The organism is Pseudomonas sp. D1HM, from assembly GCF_019266105.1.
GTDB classification, from domain to species: Bacteria; Pseudomonadota; Gammaproteobacteria; order Pseudomonadales; family Pseudomonadaceae; genus Aquipseudomonas; species Aquipseudomonas taetrolens.
Map to the genome: position 1 here is coordinate 67365 of NZ_LRMN01000015.1, position 17905 is coordinate 85269.

At 61.2% G+C, this 17905-nt stretch carries 17 protein-coding genes; 9 read left to right on the forward strand and 8 right to left on the reverse strand.

Annotation, left to right across the window (positions count from 1 at the left end; all coding sequences use genetic code 11):
* Positions 1–95: 95 nt before the first annotated feature.
* Positions 96–2882: a hybrid sensor histidine kinase/response regulator gene (locus AWM69_RS16080; protein WP_218727509.1), complete on the forward strand. Its 2787-nt coding sequence runs from the start codon at positions 96–98 to the stop codon at positions 2880–2882.
* Positions 2883–2944: 62 nt separating this feature from the next.
* A complete protein-coding gene (locus AWM69_RS16085; RefSeq protein WP_048382678.1) occupies positions 2945–3541 on the forward strand; it encodes a MarC family protein in 597 nt (198 codons plus the stop codon).
* 26 nt (positions 3542–3567) lie between these two features.
* Here AWM69_RS16085 and AWM69_RS16090 read toward each other — a convergent pair whose 3' ends face one another.
* The 8 genes from AWM69_RS16090 to AWM69_RS16125 all read right to left on the reverse strand — a co-directional run bounded on the left by AWM69_RS16090 (position 3568) and on the right by AWM69_RS16125 (position 10900).
* Positions 3568–4218 (reverse strand): hypothetical protein, encoded by a 651-nt coding sequence (locus AWM69_RS16090; protein WP_131653569.1) that lies wholly within the window; start codon positions 4216–4218, stop codon positions 3568–3570.
* Positions 4215–4940 (reverse strand): hypothetical protein, encoded by a 726-nt coding sequence (locus AWM69_RS16095; RefSeq protein ID WP_218727510.1) that lies wholly within the window; start codon positions 4938–4940, stop codon positions 4215–4217. The genes AWM69_RS16090 and AWM69_RS16095 overlap by 4 nt, the downstream gene beginning before the upstream one ends.
* A 68-nt stretch (positions 4941–5008) precedes the next feature.
* Positions 5009–5818 (reverse strand): hypothetical protein, encoded by an 810-nt coding sequence (locus AWM69_RS16100; RefSeq protein ID WP_131653571.1) that lies wholly within the window; start codon positions 5816–5818, stop codon positions 5009–5011.
* Positions 5819–6165: 347 nt separating this feature from the next.
* Positions 6166–7854 carry a precorrin-3B C(17)-methyltransferase gene (gene cobJ / locus AWM69_RS16105; protein WP_218727511.1) on the reverse strand — a complete coding sequence of 563 codons (1689 nt, stop codon included), beginning with the start codon at positions 7852–7854 and terminating at the stop codon, positions 6166–6168.
* Complete coding sequence (locus tag AWM69_RS16110) at positions 7851–8585, reverse strand: precorrin-2 C(20)-methyltransferase (protein WP_131653573.1); 735 nt, start codon at positions 8583–8585, stop codon at positions 7851–7853. Before AWM69_RS16110 ends, cobJ begins: the two co-directional genes overlap by 4 nt.
* Positions 8582–9208, reverse strand: coding sequence for a precorrin-8X methylmutase (locus AWM69_RS16115; RefSeq protein WP_218727512.1), 627 nt, complete (start codon positions 9206–9208; stop codon positions 8582–8584). The genes AWM69_RS16110 and AWM69_RS16115 overlap by 4 nt, the downstream gene beginning before the upstream one ends.
* Positions 9201–10451, reverse strand: coding sequence for a precorrin-3B synthase (gene cobG, locus AWM69_RS16120; RefSeq protein WP_256930385.1), 1251 nt, complete (start codon positions 10449–10451; stop codon positions 9201–9203). Before cobG ends, AWM69_RS16115 begins: the two co-directional genes overlap by 8 nt.
* A gap of 236 nt (positions 10452–10687) precedes the next feature.
* Complete coding sequence (locus AWM69_RS16125) at positions 10688–10900, reverse strand: hypothetical protein (RefSeq protein WP_218727513.1); 213 nt, start codon at positions 10898–10900, stop codon at positions 10688–10690.
* A gap of 92 nt (positions 10901–10992) precedes the next feature.
* On the opposite strand from AWM69_RS16125, the gene cbiE reads away from it, so the two are divergent.
* The 7 genes from cbiE (at position 10993) to AWM69_RS16160 (ending at position 17838) form a co-directional block, all read left to right on the forward strand.
* Positions 10993–12204, forward strand: coding sequence for a precorrin-6y C5,15-methyltransferase (decarboxylating) subunit CbiE (gene cbiE, locus AWM69_RS16130; RefSeq protein ID WP_218727514.1), 1212 nt, complete (start codon positions 10993–10995; stop codon positions 12202–12204).
* Entirely contained in the window at positions 12197–13294 is a 1098-nt protein-coding gene (locus AWM69_RS16135; RefSeq protein ID WP_131653577.1) for a cobalt-precorrin-5B (C(1))-methyltransferase, read from the forward strand. Before cbiE ends, AWM69_RS16135 begins: the two co-directional genes overlap by 8 nt.
* Positions 13291–14019, forward strand: coding sequence for a cobalt-precorrin-6A reductase (locus AWM69_RS16140; protein ID WP_218727515.1), 729 nt, complete (start codon positions 13291–13293; stop codon positions 14017–14019). The genes AWM69_RS16135 and AWM69_RS16140 overlap by 4 nt, the downstream gene beginning before the upstream one ends.
* Before the next feature lie 259 nt (positions 14020–14278).
* Entirely contained in the window at positions 14279–14677 is a 399-nt protein-coding gene (locus AWM69_RS16145; RefSeq protein WP_218727516.1) for a DUF2946 domain-containing protein, read from the forward strand.
* 47 nt (positions 14678–14724) lie between these two features.
* Positions 14725–15219, forward strand: a complete 495-nt coding sequence (locus AWM69_RS16150; RefSeq protein ID WP_218727517.1) for a copper chaperone PCu(A)C — start codon at positions 14725–14727, stop codon at positions 15217–15219.
* A gap of 48 nt (positions 15220–15267) precedes the next feature.
* Positions 15268–15663 carry a DUF2946 domain-containing protein gene (locus AWM69_RS16155; protein WP_048382691.1) on the forward strand — a complete coding sequence of 132 codons (396 nt, stop codon included), beginning with the start codon at positions 15268–15270 and terminating at the stop codon, positions 15661–15663.
* A 96-nt stretch (positions 15664–15759) separates the two neighbouring features.
* Positions 15760–17838, forward strand: a complete 2079-nt coding sequence (locus tag AWM69_RS16160; RefSeq protein ID WP_218727518.1) for a TonB-dependent copper receptor — start codon at positions 15760–15762, stop codon at positions 17836–17838.
* Positions 17839–17905 lie beyond the last annotated feature (67 nt).

A 17905-nucleotide genomic window follows, 5' to 3' on the forward strand; every position in this document is an offset into this window, starting at 1 on the left:
CCCATACAGATAGGCGGGGGCACTCGGCCCTTGCCTAACTGTTCCAGCGCCGCGCATAGTTCACCTCTGGCTTCACTTTACGAAGGGATTTCGCCTTGCGCTGGCTCAGGATCGCCATAGCTGTAACGTTCAGTTTGCTGACCGCCTTGCTCGTCTCGCTGCCGGCACATTCAGCTACAGGCAATGCCTGGTCAGCTCTGCCGGACCCTCAGGGTGACCTGCAACTGAGCGATGTCCGCTCTGCACGACTGGCCCATCAATTCAGCCCCATCGAGCTCGATCAACTGGCCGCCGCTAAACCCGGCGAGGCTCTGTGGCTACGCTTACGGCTAACCCCCCAAAAAAACGAACAGGTTGTGCGGGTGTTTGCGCCCGACCTGGCCCGGCTGGACATGTACGTCCTCGATGATCAAAAACTGATCAACGAAATCACCACGGGCAATGACCTGAGCCCGGCGGAAAAACCCCTGCCGAGCAGCGACTATATTTTGCCCTTGCCCCAGAGTCCTCATGAGCTCGATGTTTACCTGCGACTGGTCTCCAATCACCAGATGCGCCCGCACATAACCCTGGACACCGCCGTCATGCTTGCCGCAAACCAAGGCATGCCCTTGCTCTACGGCCTGCTGCTTGGCTGCCTGATCATGCTGGTACTGCATAACCTCCTGCGATTTGCCTTCACCCGCTCCATCAGCAGCCTGTGGCTCGCCATCTGCGAAATCCTGCTCCTGAGCAGTGCCGTGCTGTTCTTGAACTTGCTGGGGCCCTGGCTCCCCGACTGGCGTGTTGCCCACACCCCCGGCGCCTACCTGGCCTTGCTGATCACGGCGCCTTGCGGGCTGATGTTTACCTACAGCTTCTTCTCGCCCCGCGGCCCGCACCCGCTGAATAAACTGCTGCTGGCCGACATACTGATCATCACCCTCGCCAGCCTGCTGCTGTTGTTTATCGACACCCTGCCATTGAACCTGATGACCTACGGCCTGGTCGGACTGGCCAGCCTGAGCATACTGCTGGTTGCCGCTTACCACTGGCAAAAGGGCTACCGCCCTGCCCGCCTGTTCGTGGCGGCCATGGTGGTGTTCAACATCGGTAGCCTGGTGATTCTGCCTGCACTCCTGAGCTTGACCCTGATTGCCCCGCAAGAGCTGGTCCTGGCGTTGATGCTGGTGATCTGCATCAGCGGCTGCCTGATGAGTGTCGCTTTGAGCGAGCGTAATCGCAGCATCACTGAAAGCCAGTTCAGCATCAGCCGCGACCTGGCCGCCAGTAACGCCGAGGTCAACGCCAAGACCGAGTTCCTGTCCAAGATCAGCCATGAAATCCGCACCCCCATGAACGGTGTGCTGGGCATGACCGAACTGCTGCTGGGGACACCGTTGTCGGTCAAGCAGCGTGACTATGTACAGACCATCCACAGTGCCGGTAATGAACTGCTGACGCTGATTAACGAAATACTCGATATTTCCAAACTCGAATCGGGGCAAATCGAACTGGACGATGTGCAGTTCGACCTCAATGCCCTGATTGAAGACTGCCTGAACATCTTCCGTACCAAGGCCGAACAGCAGAATGTCGAGCTCATCAGCTTCATTCAGCCGCAAGTCCCACGCGTCATTGGTGGCGACCCTACGCGCTTGCGCCAAACCCTGTTGAGCCTGCTGGAAAGCTCCCTGAAGAAAACCACCGAAGGCGAGATTCTCATCGTCGTGGCCCTGGAAGAGCGCAGTGGCCCGCCACGGCTACGGATTGCCATTCAGGATTCCGGCCAGCCGATGGATGATCAGGAGCGCGAGGCGCTGTTGCACGCTGAGCTGCACAGCAAGAACTTCCTGGCCGCTACCCGCCTGGGTGGCCATTTGGGGCTGGTGATTGCGCGCCAGTTGATCATGCTGATGGGAGGCGAGTTCGGGATAAAAACCGGGCAGACCACGGGCAGCAATCTCTGGCTGACCCTGCCACTGGACCCGCAGCACCTCGAGCACCCGACATCCGACCTGGACAGCCCGCTCAAGGACGCCCGAGTGCTGGTGGTCGATGACAACGACACCTGCCGCAAAGTGCTGGTACAGCAGTGCTCGGCCTGGGGCTTGAATGTCAGTGCCGCGGCTTCGGGCAAAGAAGCCCTCGCCGTGCTGCGCACCAAAGCTCACCTGCGTGATTACTTCGATATCGTTTTGCTGGATCAGAACATGCCCGGCATGACCGGCATGCAACTGGCTGCCAAGATCAAGGAAGACCCGAGCCTGAATCACGACATTTTGTTGATCATGCTCACCGGGATCAGCAACGCACCCAGCAAGATCATCGCCCGTAACTGCGGAATCAAACGCATCCTGGCCAAGCCCGTGGCAGGTTACACCCTGAAAACCACCCTGGCCGATGAGCTGACCCAACGCAGCAAGGGCCAACCAGCCGTACAAACCGCCCACAATGGCCCGGCAGCGGCGCCCGTCTCAGTGCCCGGCGACTTCCGTATTCTGGTGGTCGAAGACAACAACATCTCCACCAAGGTCATCCGCGGCATGCTGGGCAAACTCAACGTGCAACCCGATAACGCCTGTAATGGCGAAGAAGCCTTGCACGCCATGAAAGCCCATCGCTATGACCTGGTGCTGATGGACTGTGAGATGCCGGTGCTCGACGGGTTTTCGGCCACCGAACAACTTCGGGCCTGGGAAGTCAGTCACCAACGCGTTCGCACGCCGGTGGTGGCATTGACTGCGCACATTCTGAGCGAACACAAAGAGCGCGCCCGACAGGCAGGAATGGACGGCCACATGGCCAAGCCGGTGGAACTGTCACAACTGCGTGAACTGGTGGAGTATTGGGTCGCTCAACGCGAGATGCGTGAACCTCATGCCCAGTGGAACCAGACGTAAGCCGACAGATTGTTGGCAGCCTGATAGACTTTCGGCGCCCTCCTTCTATGTGAGCTCCGACCATGCTCCATGTGTTATTCAGTGTTTACTTGAAGATGCTGGTGCTCTACAGCCCGTTCTTCGTGCTGTCGTGCTTTATCAGCCTGACGCGTGGTTATTCTAAAAAAGAGCGCCGGTACCTGGCCTGGAAGGTCGCACTGGCGACACTGGTCTCAAGCGTATTGCTGTACCTCTTTGGCCGGGTGATTTTCAACGTCTTTGGCATCACCGTGGATGCGTTCCGCATCGGCGCCGGTAGCGTGCTGTTCATCTCCGCCCTGGGCATGGCTCAGGGCAAGTCAGCAGTGCAGACTGACAACGTGAACCAGGACGTCACCATCGTACCGCTGACCATCCCGCTGACCGTAGGGCCGGGCACTATCGGTGCATTGCTGGTGATGGGGGTCGGACAGCCGCACTGGGACGACAAGCTGATGGCCATTGTGAGTATTGCGCTGGCCAGCCTGACCGTTGGCGTAGTGCTTTACCTGTCCGGCCGGATTGAACGCATTTTGGGGGAGCAAGGGCTGCAGATCGTCAGTCGCCTGATGGGACTGTTCGTCTGCGCCCTTGCCGCACAGATCATCTTTACCGGCATCCGGGGCTACATGGTGCCCTGAGCCGCGCCCAAGCCGGACGAAAGGTTTCAGGGCTGCGGGGCCCTCAGCGGGTGAAAGAACTGCTCTGAAAGCCCCGCCAACCTGCTTCGGATACCCGCCCGATAGCGGTCGTAGATCTCCCGGCGAAACAGGAAAACACCGCCGTCGGGGCGAATGCTCAAATCGCGGAATGTCTCTTTCCAGAACAAAAAGCCCTCGACGTCTACCGTCGACGTCAGCTTGATGGCGCAAAACAGAATCATCAGTTCATTGCTGGCGGTCAGTTCGCAAGGCGTGGCCTTGATGATCACGCTCCTTGCGCTGCCCATGGAGCGCTGAAACAAATCCTTGGCCGTTTGATCCAGGTCCAGCGCCGAGAAAGAAGCACGCAGCTGCTGCGACAGCGCGAGCGACCCCACACTGCCATACACCTGGCAGGTCAATTGATAGAAACTCTGCAAATCCGAAGCGAACAGTGTTTCAGGATCAATGAACGCTTTCAGTTCACAGCCAAACTTGATCAACCGTTGCTGGTAATGATTTAGCCAACTGATGCTCAAGGTGGTCTGATCATATTTTTTGCTGGCTGACAGGTCGGCATACAGCATCAAGTCCATGACATCCTGACGATCCTGCTCTGTCACGCCTTCAGCGAAAGAAATCAGGTTTCCCGCCACCAGCACCGCCTGCTGACTCATGTCTCGCTCCTGCCTGCCCACTCAGCCGATACAAGCGGGACTCCCACCTCAACCACCAGCGTCTCCTGCTGGGTACCGAGGGCCGTGAGGATTTTGCTTCGTACGCGAGCGTAATTAGGGATATCCAGCTCCGTGCGCGTGACAGACGTCACCACCGCCCCGTCCACATCAAGACCTGAAAAGCGCCGTGTCAGCAAATCGTCAGCGAAGGCCACCCGCGTCGTGAAGCCAATCTGGATGGACACTGCCAACGCACCGGGCTCTACCAGCGTCACCTGCAGCGATACCCGTGAAGCAGGAGCCGAATCTTCTGTAACGCACATCGCGGTGCGCATCAGGCAAGCCTCGTCAAAGACCTGCCGGGCGACCGGCGTTCGCGCCAGTGCCGTCAGTGCACGGCTGACGGCGTCAAGCCGGACGCTGGCCCCTTCCTCCAGCACACTGCCCAGTTGCAGGGTAAGCAACCGGGAAACACTCATGACCTGTCGGGGCGAAGGCTGATTGCTTCGGGTCTGAACCAGTGTCGTAATCCACCGGGCCTCTTGCAGGGCCTTGACCTGATACTTGTCCCATTCAAGCGCCTGGCAGAACTTGTCGGCCCTGGAGTTGGCATAGAGCTGCGCAAATAGCAGCGACTGCACCACATCCTCCTTGTGCCCGGGCGCCAGTGACTTCGATAACAGAAGCAACTGCCCTGCCACCACTTTCACGTCATAGTCCATGTTGAAAAATCTCCATACCGCAGCACAGGCAAGGCCCCAACAGCGATCTCGTGGTCACGATTCAAAAATTAAAAGCGCACGTTGGCAAAGAAGTCATCGGCGGCACCATCGAGCTTCGACAGAATCGTGCGTTCATGCCGCTGATAATGCGCAAAGTTCAAATTGACCATGGTTGCCGCTTTTTTGATTTTCAAGTTGGAAGTTTTCCACTTCCAGAACCAGGCACCGCCTTCAAGGCTCGAAAAGTGACACTCCAGCCCGGTAAATACCGACACACCGATGCCCCCGGGGGATTCCATGCACGGCATGATCTGGCAATGACCGACCGAGTCTTTCTTGCTGTTCTTGTCAAACAGGTTAATGGTCGGCGTGTCCTGTTTGATCGCGTCAAAGACCCGTCCCAACAGTTCCAGAACCACTTGGGTATTGGCCCCCGCGACCATGCTGACAATATCCATCACGATACTGTCCATTGAGACATTCGCTTTGGAAGTGTCGTGGTCGGAGAACACATAACTGGTAAAGATCCAGCCACAATGGCGCATGCTTTCGACATAGGCATCATGCCAGCGTAGCGCCTGGGTTTTGCGATCTGCCTTGCTGTCGGCATATTGCTCTGACAGTTGTGTGCTGTTCATTGCGGCATGGCGTTTGTCCGGCGCAAGGCCGTCGGCAAAGGCAATGATGATCGGCGCCTTCTTGCCTACTACGGCGCCAGCTTCGTCTGATCCAGTCGGCAGGTCCGAAGCACCCTGCATTTTTCCGGGTGCTGACAACGCACTCATTCTTGCAAACTGAGGCTGAGCCGGCATTTTCATGCGATTAAAAAACTGTTCGCTTTCACGTTCAGTCGGCAGTGCTTGTTCAGTGATCAACATACTTCGAAGTCCCATAAAGTTTAAAGGTGTCGAACCATGAGTTGCCCGACACGTTAAAACTTAGACGGCAAAAACTCTGACCACCAACCTTAACGCCATACTAAATATTACAAACTTTACGAGCCTATCCCGCATCAACTTGAATATTAAAGGCCTTAAATAAACAGAACTAAATAAACCACAAAACAAAGTAAGCAAACCCACTTACCACTGTCAAAATATTCATTAAACAGCAGAAAAAACCTACTCAATCACGATAACGCGCTGCACACGTCTGCCCGGTATAACGCCCTGACAAAAATGGCCCATCAAGGGCCATTGTTGTTAAACGTGATCCAGATCGGCCATCAGGGTTTTTCGCCATACCAGCGCGGGGTGTATACCCACTCCCGACCATCGGCACGCGGGAAGGTGCAGGTGGTGGACGAGCCAATCAGCACCATGGTGCGCATGTCGACTTGCTCCGGGGTCAGTTCGCCGAGCGTGGTCACCCGCAACGTCTGCCCGGGTCGACCGATATCCCGCCCCAATACCACCGGCGTTTGCGCGGTGCGGTGGCGGGCGACGATTTCCAGTGCAACCCCCAGTTGCCACGGGCGTGACCGGGAGATCGGGTTGTAGAACGCCAGCGCCAGGTCCGCCTCGCAGGCGAGGTCGAGGCGCTTTTCGATGATGCTCCACGGCTTGAGGTTGTCCGAGAGTGACATCACACAAAAATCATGGCCCAGCGGTGCGCCGGCCTGTGCCGCGGTCGCCAGGGATGCCGACACTCCCGGCAACATTTCCAGCTCAACGCGGTGCCACTGCGGGTCGCTGGACGCGTGCAAGGCTTCAAGGACCGCCGCTGCCATAGCAAACACGCCAGGGTCGCCCGACGACACCACCACCACTGAACGACCCTGAGCCGCCAGCTCGAAGGCATGCCGTGCGCGCTGCATCTCCTCACGGTTATCGGTGCAGTGCAGCACTTGATCGTCGCGGAACGGTCCGGCCATGCGTACATAGGTTTCATAGCCCAGTACATCGTTGGCCCGGGCCAGTTCGGCTTTGACCGCCGGCACCATCAAGTCGGCAGCGCCCGGGCCAAGCCCGATGACGGCCAGCCGTCCGCGCGCGCGGCCGATCTGTTGCGGATCCAGAGGCGCAGGAGCCACGCCCAGCGCCAGTGCGTTGTCCGCCTCATGCCAGGCCAGGGTTTGGCCTGCGACAGACCGGGTCTGTTCGCCCGTGCTGACAAAACGCAACGGCACGCCCAACGCCGCTGCGGCCTCGTGCACCTGCACGTTCGCCATCAAGGTTTCTTCTGCGATGAGACACGCCAGCGATTGCCACGCGAGGCTGGCGGCGTGCAACGCGTCACGCACGGTTTGCGCCAGTTCAGCGGTCGGCGTGCTGACCCTCACCACCACATTGCGCGGGTAGATCAACAGCTCATTGGCGGTCGGCGCACGCTCAGCGCTGCCCACATGGATCGCCAAACGAGCGTGCTGACTTTCGGACAATTGCGCGCCTGCCAGCCACGGCGCATCGCCTTCGATGCGCACCGGTTCACCCGCCAGCAAGTCAGAGACAAACCGTTTGCCCAGTTCCAGATCGCCAAGGGCATAGCCGCTCGGCGGGTTCAGCAAACAGGTACCAAAACGCAATTCGCCGCTGGTGGTGATCGCGGGAGCCACGGCCAGGTGTGCCGCGATTTCCCGCGCAAGATCGTTCACCCCACCCAGCCCGCCCAACAACGGCACGACCGCACTGGCGTCTTCGGCCACAGCCAGGACGGGCGGCTCTGCGCCCTTCTCCAGCAGCACCGGCGCCAGCGAACGAATCACAATACCTGCGGCGCACAAGGCGATGATCGGCGTGTCCTGCTGATACAGCTGACGCAAGGTGGCGCCAAAATCACTGTAGGTGCAGTCAGCACCTTCAACCCGCTGCGCCAGACCGTGAATCCGAGCCTGCGGGTAGCGTTGCTGGATACGCCGCGCCGTGTTCAGGCTGCCATTGCCCAGGATGACAATGGCCGGTGCGCCGCGATTCACCCTTGCCACCGTTCACCGGGCACGATGATCAGCGAGAAGTAAGGCGAAGACATCGGCTCGACTTCATTCAGCGGCACGATTTTCTGGTTGTTCATGGTCGCACGCTCGACGTACAGCGCACGCTCGGCCAACCCCAGCTCACCCAGGACTTCGCGCACTTTGTGAAAGTTGCGCCCCAGCTTCATGATCACCGCCGCATCGGCGTCGGCCAGGCGGCGCTTGAGTTCATCGTGAGGCAACACGCCAGACAGCACCGACAGGCTCTGGTTGCGGTACACCAGCGGCACGCCAAGCACCGAAGCGCCACCCAGCATCGAGCACACACCCGGGACGACTTGAGCTTCAAAACGCTGCGCCAGACGGTCATGCAAGTACATGTAAGAGCCGTAGAAGAACGGATCACCTTCGCAGATCACCGCCACATCGCGGCCGGCCGCCAGATGTACGGCCACGTGTTCAGCCGCCTCGTCATAAAAGTCGCTGATCACCTGCTCATACGACAACGGCGCCGGCAAGGCTTCCGTGGTCACCGGGTACACCAGCGGCATCAAGGTTTGAGCGCCTTGCAGGTGCGCTTCGATGATGCCGAATGCATTGCCCTTTTTGCCTTTGGCGACGAAGTAAGCCACCACCGGCGACTCACGCAGCAGGCGCAAGGCTTTTACCGTAATCAGCTCGGGATCACCCGGGCCAACGCCCAAACCGATCAAACGTCCAGGTTGCGTCATCATTCGATCTCCGTCGCCAAGGCGTTAACCGCTGCAGCGGCCATTGCGCTGCCGCCGCGACGGCCCTGCATGATCACAAACGGTACTCCGCGGCTGTCCGCCGCCAACATCGCCTTGGATTCGGCTGCGCCGACAAACCCGACCGGGAAGCCCAGAATCAGTGCCGGCTTCGGGGCACCGGCGTCGATCATTTCCAGCAGGTAGAACAAGGCGGTCGGTGCATTGCCGATCACCACCACACTGCCTTCCAGGTACGGACGCCACAGCTCAAGCGCGACTGCCGAGCGAGTGTTACCCAGTTCCAGAGCCAGCTCCGGTACGCCTGCTTCGCGCAGGGTGCAGATCACCTGATTATTGGCGGGCAGACGGGCCCGGGTAACGCCCTCGGAGACCATTCGCGCATCACACAGGATCGGCGCGCCGGCGGCCAGGGCATCACGCCCGGCCTTGCCCGCGCCCGGCGAAAAGCGCAGGTCGTCAATAGCATCAACCATGCCGCAGGCGTGAATCACTCGTACCGCGAGTTTTTCCAGGTCTGCCGGGATGCGATCGAGGTTGGCTTCCTCACGGATAATGGCGAACGAGTTGCGATAGATCTCTTGACCATCGCGGATGTAATCAATCATCAGTGTTGCTCCATTGGCGGGCCTCAAGCCAGGCGCTCGCCGCTTCAATAGTAAGGTTTCGCTCACGCAGAACGCCGAAACCCGGCTGTTCTGCGGTGCGTAAATAAAGGTCGTAATGACCGGGTGCCACCGCCAGCAGCGTGACTGGCGCTTCGTGGGCCGCCGCACAGGAACGCCGGCAGCCGGTCAGGTGAATATTCAGCGGGCGGGACAAGCCCGCCGCCAACTGGCGGGCATCCTGTTTGGTGTCGGCCAGGCCTTTCGCGCAGGCGCTGGAGCCGGTGCACGCGACCAGATGCGCCAAGGGATCGGCCGCCTCACAGAGCAGGCCCAGCGCCTGTAGTCGAGCAGTGACGCGCACAGCATCTGCCGCCGAGATATGGGGCAACAACACGCTTTGCCATGGGGTGAAACGCAAGGTGCCGTCGCCGTGTTCACGGGCCACCTGCGCCAGCCCGTTGAGCATCCGCGCATCCAGCCGCCCCAACGGTGCAACGGCGCCAATACAGATCCGGCCCGGTTCTCGCTGTGGATAAATGCCGATGTGCAGCGGCTTGGGATTGATCTCGCGGTGCCAGCCCGTCAGTGGAATCAGGGCAACGCTCAGTCGTTGCGCCAACAACTGAACACACTGCGCAACGGGCACCTCCTCAAGCAGATGGCGCATCCGGGTTTGCTCAGGGCGGGCCAGGTCGAGAAACAGTGTGAGCACGGCCAGCACCAGTTCATGGCCCGCCGCAACAGGCACCGCAGCCAATGCCGGGTTGTGCGCCGGGCAACCGGCCAGGCCAAAGGCCAGCAGCGTCTGGCCATCCTGCTCGCACGCCGACAACCACAGGTCGTGATGATGTTCGAGCATCGCCAACCCTTCGCCACCGTCCAGTTGCACGGCGAACTTGGCCGACAGCTCGGCCAGGCGCGGGGTGGTTTCAAGGCTGGCGAGAATCTGCCGGGCCAGGGGCCAGGTATCGATCGTCATCTGCGGATCAATGCCCGCGCTCGGGCTGAGCATCAGGTTGCGCACGTCATCGCTGGCCGCGTGGCCCGGGCCTAGCCCGGCCGCCAGCAACGGCGCAATCAGCTCGGTGTGCTGCGGGCCCACCCCGCGAATTTGCAGGTTGCCGCGATTGGTCGCTTCGATCACCCCGCTGGCATAGCGCTGAGCGACTTCGGCCACGGCCACGGCCTGATCGGCAGTGATCGAGCCGCCCGCCAGTTTGACCCGGCAAATACCGCCGTCCATCGCCTGGACGATACGCAGCAACCCCGGACAAGCCGAAGGGCGCACGGGCGTCGTGGCAGAAGGTTGAGGTGGCAAGGTCAAAAGTCGATCCAGAGAAGGCTAGGCGCGCGTGCGGATCGCGCATTATGCCTGCTTTGGCCGTTGGCATGAAAAGCCTGGATACGATACGTCTGACGTATGGCTTGGCGGCCATGGCCGGATCGCGCAGGTGTGTGCTGGATCGCTGGCAATCGTGCTCACTTGATCGATTGAATTTCTTGGCAGGAACGGGCGTGTTCGCGAAGCACAATAACCCGTGCGGGCTGTTTGGGCACGATGACCTTGAGCGGTGACTGCGTGACAGCTGTGACTCGCTCAACGTGCAAGGTTGGCGCCTGAGGCATAACGAACTCACCCTGGTAGCCGCCGGACACGGCCTCGTTCTGCTCGTGCACGGCTACCAAAGGCATCCGCAGGCCAAGGCGCGTATCATGCGTCGAGTATCTGCGGACCTGTGCGGTCGGTGCGGATGGATCAATCGACGTTGAACAAGAGGATTGGCATGTCGCCCTGGCTTACAGTTGTGGGAATCGGTGAAGACGGCTTCAAAGGCTTGGGCAAAAATGCCCGCCGTGCCTTGCTGGGTGCAACCCGGGTGGTTGGCGGTCCGCGTCAGCTCGACTTGCTGCCCGCCTGTGTCCGCGCCGAGCGTCTGACCTGGCCGAGCCCGTTTTCGCTGGCGCCGGTGCTGGCGTCACGCGGGCAGCCGGTTTGCGTGCTGGCCAGTGGCGACCCGATGTTCTTCGGCGTGGGCGCCAGCCTGTCTCGCGCAGTACCGTGCGACGAGATGCTGATCTTGCCCGCGCCGTCCTCCTGCTCATTGGCTGCCGCCCGTCTGGGGTGGGCGTTGCAGGATGTGGTCACGCTGTCAGTGGTCGCCCGTCCCCTTGCCGCACTCAATGCCCATTTGCACAGCGGTGTACGCCTGCTGGTGCTGAGCAACGACGGCAACAGCCCGGCGGCCATCGCGGCCCTGCTGCGCGAGCGCGGCTTTGGTCCCAGCCGCCTGAGCGTATTTGAACATCTGGGCGGCCCGGCCGAACGGCAATTCGTGTCCAGCGCCAATGACTGGAGCGACCCGCCGATCGCCGACCTCAATCTGATCGCCATTGAATGCCTGGCCGATGAGACGGCCCGGCCACTGTCAAGGGTTGGCGGCCTGCCCGACAGCGCTTTCCAGCATGACGGGCAACTGACCAAACGCGATGTACGCGCCATCACCCTCGCCCGCCTCGCGCCGTTACCCGGTGAGTTGCTGTGGGACGTGGGCGCGGGCAGCGGCTCGATCGGCATCGAGTGGATGCGCACCTACCCGAGCTGCCGCACTCTGGCCATCGAGGCCGATGCCGGGCGCCAGCAACTGATCGAACACAACCGTGATGCGTTGGGCGTACCCGGCCTGCACTTGATTCGCGGCAAGGCCCCGCACGCCCTCACTGGCCTGGAACGGCCGGATGCGATTTTCATCGGTGGCGGCGTCACCCGCGAGGGTGTGCTCGAAACCTGTTGGCAGCAGCTCAAGCCCGGCGGCCGGCTGGTGGCCAATGCCGTGACGCTGCAAAGTGAAATGCGCCTGATGAGCTGGCGCGAGCAGCATGGCGGCGAACTGACCCGCGTGCATGTCGCGCAGGCCCAACCGCTGGGCGAATTCGACACCTGGCGGCAGGCCTTGCCGATCACACTTCTTGAAATGACCAAGCCCCACGATGCGTGACGAAACCGCCGAACAACCCGCGCCCCTGCGCAGTGGCCTGACCACCGGCAGCTGCGCCACCGCCACCAGCCTGGCTGCCGCCCGTTTGCTGCTCAGCGGCGTCAGCCATGATGCCGTGGAAATCACCTTGCCCAAAGGCAAGGTCGTCACGATGCGCCTGGAGTTCTGCCGCCTGCTCGATGACGGTGCCGAAGCGGGCACGATCAAGGATGCCGGCGACGACCCCGACGTGACCCACGGCGCGTTGCTGTACTCCCGCGTACGCCTCACGCCGCAGCCGGGCATTGGCTTTATCGCCGGCCAAGGTGTCGGTACCGTGACCCGCCCGGGTCTGGTGCTGGGCGTCGGCGAGCCGGCAATCAACCCGGTGCCGCGCAAGATGATCAGCGGTCACTTGCTGCAACTGGCGCAAGAGCTCGGTTATAGCGGTGGTTTCGAAGTGACGGTCAATGTGCGCGATGGCGAAGCCCTGGCCCTGAAGACCATGAACCCGCGCCTGGGGATTCTCGGCGGGCTGTCCATTCTGGGCACCAGCGGTATCGTCCGGCCGTTCTCCTGTGCGGCGTACATCGCCTCCATCCATCAGGGCATCGACGTGGCCAAGACCAATGGCTATCTGCATATTGCCGCCTGCACCGGCAATGCCAGCGAAGACACCATGCGCCGGGTCTACAACCTGCCGGAAATTGCCCTGATCGAGATGGGCGATTTCGTCGGGGCCGTGCTCAAGCATCTGCGCAAAGTCCCTGTGGATAAGTTGAGCCTGTGTGGCGGCTTCGGAAAAATCAGCAAACTGGCCGCCGGGCATATGGATTTGCACAGCCGGCATTCCAGCATCGACCTGCCGCAACTGGCCGACTGGGCCGCCGCCATCGGCGCCGATGCCTCGCTGCAAGACGCCATCCGCCAGGCCAACACCAGCCAGCAAGCATTGGCGATGGCCAGTGCGGCCGGGATCGCGCTGGGCGACGCCGTGTGCCAGCACGCCCTGGACTTCGCCCGCAGCGTCGTCCCGGCACAGGTGCAGGTCGAAGTGTTTGCCATTGACCGTCAGGGCGGGATCGTCGGTCACGCCGGAGCCTTTGCATGAAACGCCTTTTATTGCTTGGCGGGGTGACTGAAGCCCTGGCCATCGCCCGGACACTGCCAGCGCACCACGTGTACAGCCTGGCTGGCGTGGGCCGCGTGCCCGGGGATCTGACGTGCCAGGTACGGGTCGGAGGCTTCGGCGGCGCCCAGGGCTTGGCTCAGTACATCCGCGAACAAGGCATTGACCTGTTGCTCGACGCCACTCACCCCTATGCCGCTCAAATCAGCCAGAACGCCGCTCAGGCGGCAGCCATCTGCGCCATCCCGTGCTGGGCCTTGCGTCGCCCGGCCTGGCAGCCGCAGACAGGCGACGACTGGCGTGAAGTCGCTGACTGGTCCGAACTGGTCGACGCGCTGAAACCCTTCCAGCGACCGTTCTTTACCCTGGGCCGCGAGCCACTGGCGCATCTGGATGAAATCCCCCAAGGCCAATTCTGGACCTTGCGCGCCCTCGACCCGTATCCGGGCAATGCCCGCTGCGACGTCATCGGCGCACGCGGCCCCTTCTCCCTCAACGACGAACGCACCCTGTTCGAACAGCGCCGGTTTGACGTGCTGATCAGCAAAAACAGCGGCAGCAGCGCCACCGAACCCAAACTCGAAATCGCCCGGGCACACGGCCTGCCGGTGCTGATCCTCAAACGCCCGGTGCTGCCGGCGGTGGAGCGCGAGTTATGGACGGTGGATGAGGTATTGCAGGCTTTGAATACCCAGGGCTTTGCATAGAATCTATTTGTTACATGACGCAAAGCGTTTGATCATCCTGTTTGGCGGTGGGCAAAAGTCCAGTCAACAGTGGGCACCAGGTCATTCCGATGAGTAGAGCGCTCATTACTCACCAGATTTCTCCTACATGAAATACAGAACCAAAGAGCCACATATTGTTTAAACTTGCGCGACGTTTCACCGCATACCCGACCTTTTTACTTACGCTGATCATTCAGGCTTAATAGTCGCCTTGATCGCTTGATTCACGGAATCCGTCATGTCCCGACAACGGTTGGCATTTGCCTGGATCGCCTGCTTCGCAGTGCTGTTCAACATGCTCGCCATGTCGATGGCCGGTGCGATGCCCCGGTCAGATCGTGCGCCCGTCGAACAGTTCATGGTCAGCAGCTTTTGCACGTCCATGGGCACCAAAATGGTCTCGGTATCGCTGGGGACCTTTGAGCCCGGTGACAGCCAGCCAGACGATCACTCCACCATGCAGCATTGCTGGTGCTGTTCAGGCTCGGCCCCGCTGGTGGCCTTGCCCGCCCATGTGCCCACGCTGTACTTCGCGGCCATCGAACATGGCCACAGCCTGGTCCCGGATCACCTCAAACGCCCCACTCCGCGCCAGCAATGGCCGAGCCTCAACCCCCGCGCGTCGCCTCTGGCCTGATTCATCCCCGCACCCTTTTGCGCCTTGAATCGTTCCGGAGAATTGCCATGTTGAACCTGTCACTGGTCAAGCACGCCCTGATTGCGGCGGCCTTTTTGCTGCCTGCCACTTTTGCCAACGCCCATCAATACAAAAGCGGCGAGCTGGATATCGCTCACCCGTGGTCCCAGGAGCTGCCGCCCAACGCACCGACGGTGGCTGCGTATTTCGTGATCCACAACGCCGGGAGCAGCGCCGACCGCCTGCTCAGCGTCGACACCCCGATTGCCGACAAGGCCGAGTTGCATGAGCACGTGATGCAGGGCGACCTGATGAAAATGCAACCGGTCCCGAGCGTCGACGTGCCCGCTGGCGCCACTGTCACCTTTGCGCCCATGGCGTACCACGTGATGCTGGTCGGTCTGAAAGACCGCAGCCTGCTGCAAGACGGCAAACGCTTCCCGATGACCCTGCACTTTGAAAAGGCCGGTGCCGTTCCGGTTGAGGTCAATGTGCAGAAGCAAGCCCCCGGCGCCCCTGTGGATCACGCTCACGCCCACTAACCGCCACGGTTTTTGAACCCGGTGCGCACCCCTCGCGCCAGGCACTCCATGTCGCAGATTCGCGGCAGTTGGTTGAGCCTGTTTGCCATGCTGATGATCTTTATCGGCCCGCTGATTTCCCAAGCGGTGCCGATGGATCATCACGCCTCCATGATCATGCCCATGTCGATGAACGTGGGCATGGACATGGATATGTCGGCCCATGCCGGACATGGGGAACATGCAGAGCATCAGGCACCTGCCACTGATCACCACGCCATGTGGGAAAAGTGCGGCTATTGCACCCTGCTGTTCAGTTGCCCGGCGCTGCCGCACAGCCCTGACCTGACCCTGCTGGATGCGCCGCGTCCCAAGGGTTATCTGGCGCTGCACACCCGACTGGGCCATGCCCGGCAACCGGTCTTCCCCGGCGCTCGCTCCCGCGCACCGCCCGCCTTTCTTTAAGCAACCGCCTCCTTCACCACCCGGCCTGCCCGCAGCCTGCTCAAGACAGGCGCAGGTGCATGGCCGTGTCGTATCTGCTTGAAGAATGGAATGTCTATGTCCCGCTTTACTGCTGCTTACCGTTTGACCCCTGGCCAAACGGTATTGCCTTTTACCTTGAGCGCACTGTGCTGCGCCCTGCTGTCACCTGCGGCCCTGGCCGAGACCTCGACCGGGCCTGTCAACGAACTGAGCCCCACGGTGGTCACCGCCGTGGCGCCCAGTTCGCCGCTGACGGTGGTCACCCACCCCAAGGACCCGCGCCAACCGGTTCCCGCCAGTGACGGCGGTGACTACCTGAAGACCATTCCCGGTTTCGCCTTGATCCGTAACGGCGGCACCAATGGTGATCCGGTGCTGCGTGGCATGTTCGGCTCGCGCCTGAATATCCTCACCAACGGCGGCATGATGCTCGGCGCGTGCCCCGGGCGCATGGACGCCCCGACGTCCTATATCTCACCTGAAACCTACGACCGGCTGACGGTGATCAAAGGCCCGCAAACCGTGCTTTGGGGTCCTGGCGCGTCGGCGGGCACCATCTTGTTTGAACGCGAACCGGAGCACTTTGGCGAGCTGGGCACACGGGTCAACGCAAGCCTGCTGGCGGCCTCCAACGGGCGCTTCGACAAGACCCTGGACGCTGCAGCCGGTGGCCCTCAAGGCTATGTGCGGGTGATCGGCAACACCGCCCGCTCGGACGATTACAAAGACGGCAATGGCGACACGGTGCCGTCGCGCTATGACAAGTGGAACGGCGATATTGCCCTCGGCTGGACCCCGGACGCCGACACCCTGCTCGAACTCACCGCCGGTAAGGGCGATGGTGAAGCTCGCTCCGCCGGGCGCGGCATGGACGGCAGCCAGTACAAGCGTGAAAGCCTCGGCCTGCGCTTTGAAAAGTCCAATATCGGCGAGGTGCTCGACAGCATCGAAGCGCAGGTCTATTACAACTACGCTGACCACGTCATGGATAACTACAGCCTGCGCACGCCCTCAGGCACCGGCATGATGGCCGGCCCCATGGCCAGCAACGTTGACCGCCGCACCTTGGGAGCGCGGATCAAAGCCACCTGGCGCTGGGCTGATTATCAGTTGATCAGCGGGATCGACGCGCAGACCAACGAGCATCGCAAGCGCTCCGGCATGGGCATCGACACCTACAAGGATCAGAACTGGAGCAAAGACGCCGACTTCCATAACTATGGCGCCTTTGGTGAGCTGACCTGGTACGCCGCCGAGCGGGATCGCGTGATTACCGGCGCACGGGTGGACCGCGCGTCAGCCAGGGATTACCGCGCAAAACTGGGCTCGGGGATGATGGCCCGCGCCAACCCCACTCTCGATAAAACCCGCGCCGACACCCTGCCCAGCGGCTTCATCCGTTACGAGCACGACCTGGCAGACAGCCCGACCACGGTGTATGCCGGCCTTGGCCATGCGCAGCGCTTCCCGGATTACTGGGAACTGTTTTCGCCGACGTCCGGCCCTACCGGCTCGGTCAATGCGTTCGATGCCATCAAACCTGAAAAAACCACGCAACTCGACGTTGGCCTGCAATACAAAACCCCGGACCTGGAAGCCTGGGTATCGGCTTACGCCGGGGAAGTCCGTGATTACATCCTGTTCGACTACAGCCGGGGCGCCTCCCAGGCACAAAACATCAATGCGCGCATCATGGGCGGCGAACTCGGGGCAGCCTATCAGTTGACCTCGCACTGGAAAGCCGACGCGACACTGGCCTATGCCTGGGGCAAGAACAGCACCGACGGCAAGGCCCTGCCACAAATGCCGCCGCTGGATACTCGCTTTGGCCTCACCTACAGCGAAGACGACTGGAGCGCCGGTGCCCTGTGGCGCGTGGTTGCCGCGCAAAACCGCATCGACCGCAACGCCGGTAACGTGGTCGGCAAGGACTACGCCAAAAGCGCCGGGTTTGGCGTGTTCTCGTTGAATGGCGCGTACCGCATCAACGCGAATCTCAAAGTCAGCGCCGGGGTCGACAACCTGCTGGATAAAAACTACAGCGAGCACCTGAACATGGCGGGTAACGCGGGCTACGGCTATCCGGCCAACGACCCGAGGCCGATCAATGAACCGGGCCGCACCCTGTGGACCAAAGTGGATGTGAGCTTCTAAACACCTGACCCGCTCTCTGCAGGCGCGCGTGATCGCGCCTGCAGAACGCCAACTCATCTTCGCGGAG

Bases quoted from the DNA above. Each gene is read 5' to 3' on its own strand.
- cbiE (WP_218727514.1), top strand. From the start codon at position 10,993: ATGTCGCCCTGGCTTACAGTTGTGGGAATCGGTGAAGACGGCTTCAAA.
- AWM69_RS16110 (WP_131653573.1), bottom strand. From the start codon at position 8,585: ATGATGACGCAACCTGGACGTTTGATCGGTTTGGGCGTTGGCCCGGGT.
- AWM69_RS16095 (WP_218727510.1), bottom strand. From the start codon at position 4,940: ATGGACTATGACGTGAAAGTGGTGGCAGGGCAGTTGCTTCTGTTATCG.
- AWM69_RS16160 (WP_218727518.1), top strand. From the start codon at position 15,760: ATGTCCCGCTTTACTGCTGCTTACCGTTTGACCCCTGGCCAAACGGTA.
- AWM69_RS16115 (WP_218727512.1), bottom strand. From the start codon at position 9,208: ATGATTGATTACATCCGCGATGGTCAAGAGATCTATCGCAACTCGTTC.
- AWM69_RS16140 (WP_218727515.1), top strand. From the start codon at position 13,291: ATGAAACGCCTTTTATTGCTTGGCGGGGTGACTGAAGCCCTGGCCATC.
- AWM69_RS16100 (WP_131653571.1), bottom strand. From the start codon at position 5,818: ATGTTGATCACTGAACAAGCACTGCCGACTGAACGTGAAAGCGAACAG.
- AWM69_RS16085 (WP_048382678.1), top strand. From the start codon at position 2,945: ATGCTCCATGTGTTATTCAGTGTTTACTTGAAGATGCTGGTGCTCTAC.
- AWM69_RS16145 (WP_218727516.1), top strand. From the start codon at position 14,279: ATGTCCCGACAACGGTTGGCATTTGCCTGGATCGCCTGCTTCGCAGTG.
- cobG (WP_256930385.1), bottom strand. From the start codon at position 10,451: ATGGACGGCGGTATTTGCCGGGTCAAACTGGCGGGCGGCTCGATCACT.
- AWM69_RS16135 (WP_131653577.1), top strand. From the start codon at position 12,197: ATGCGTGACGAAACCGCCGAACAACCCGCGCCCCTGCGCAGTGGCCTG.
- AWM69_RS16125 (WP_218727513.1), bottom strand. From the start codon at position 10,900: ATGCCTTTGGTAGCCGTGCACGAGCAGAACGAGGCCGTGTCCGGCGGC.
- AWM69_RS16155 (WP_048382691.1), top strand. From the start codon at position 15,268: ATGTCGCAGATTCGCGGCAGTTGGTTGAGCCTGTTTGCCATGCTGATG.
- AWM69_RS16090 (WP_131653569.1), bottom strand. From the start codon at position 4,218: ATGAGTCAGCAGGCGGTGCTGGTGGCGGGAAACCTGATTTCTTTCGCT.
- AWM69_RS16150 (WP_218727517.1), top strand. From the start codon at position 14,725: ATGTTGAACCTGTCACTGGTCAAGCACGCCCTGATTGCGGCGGCCTTT.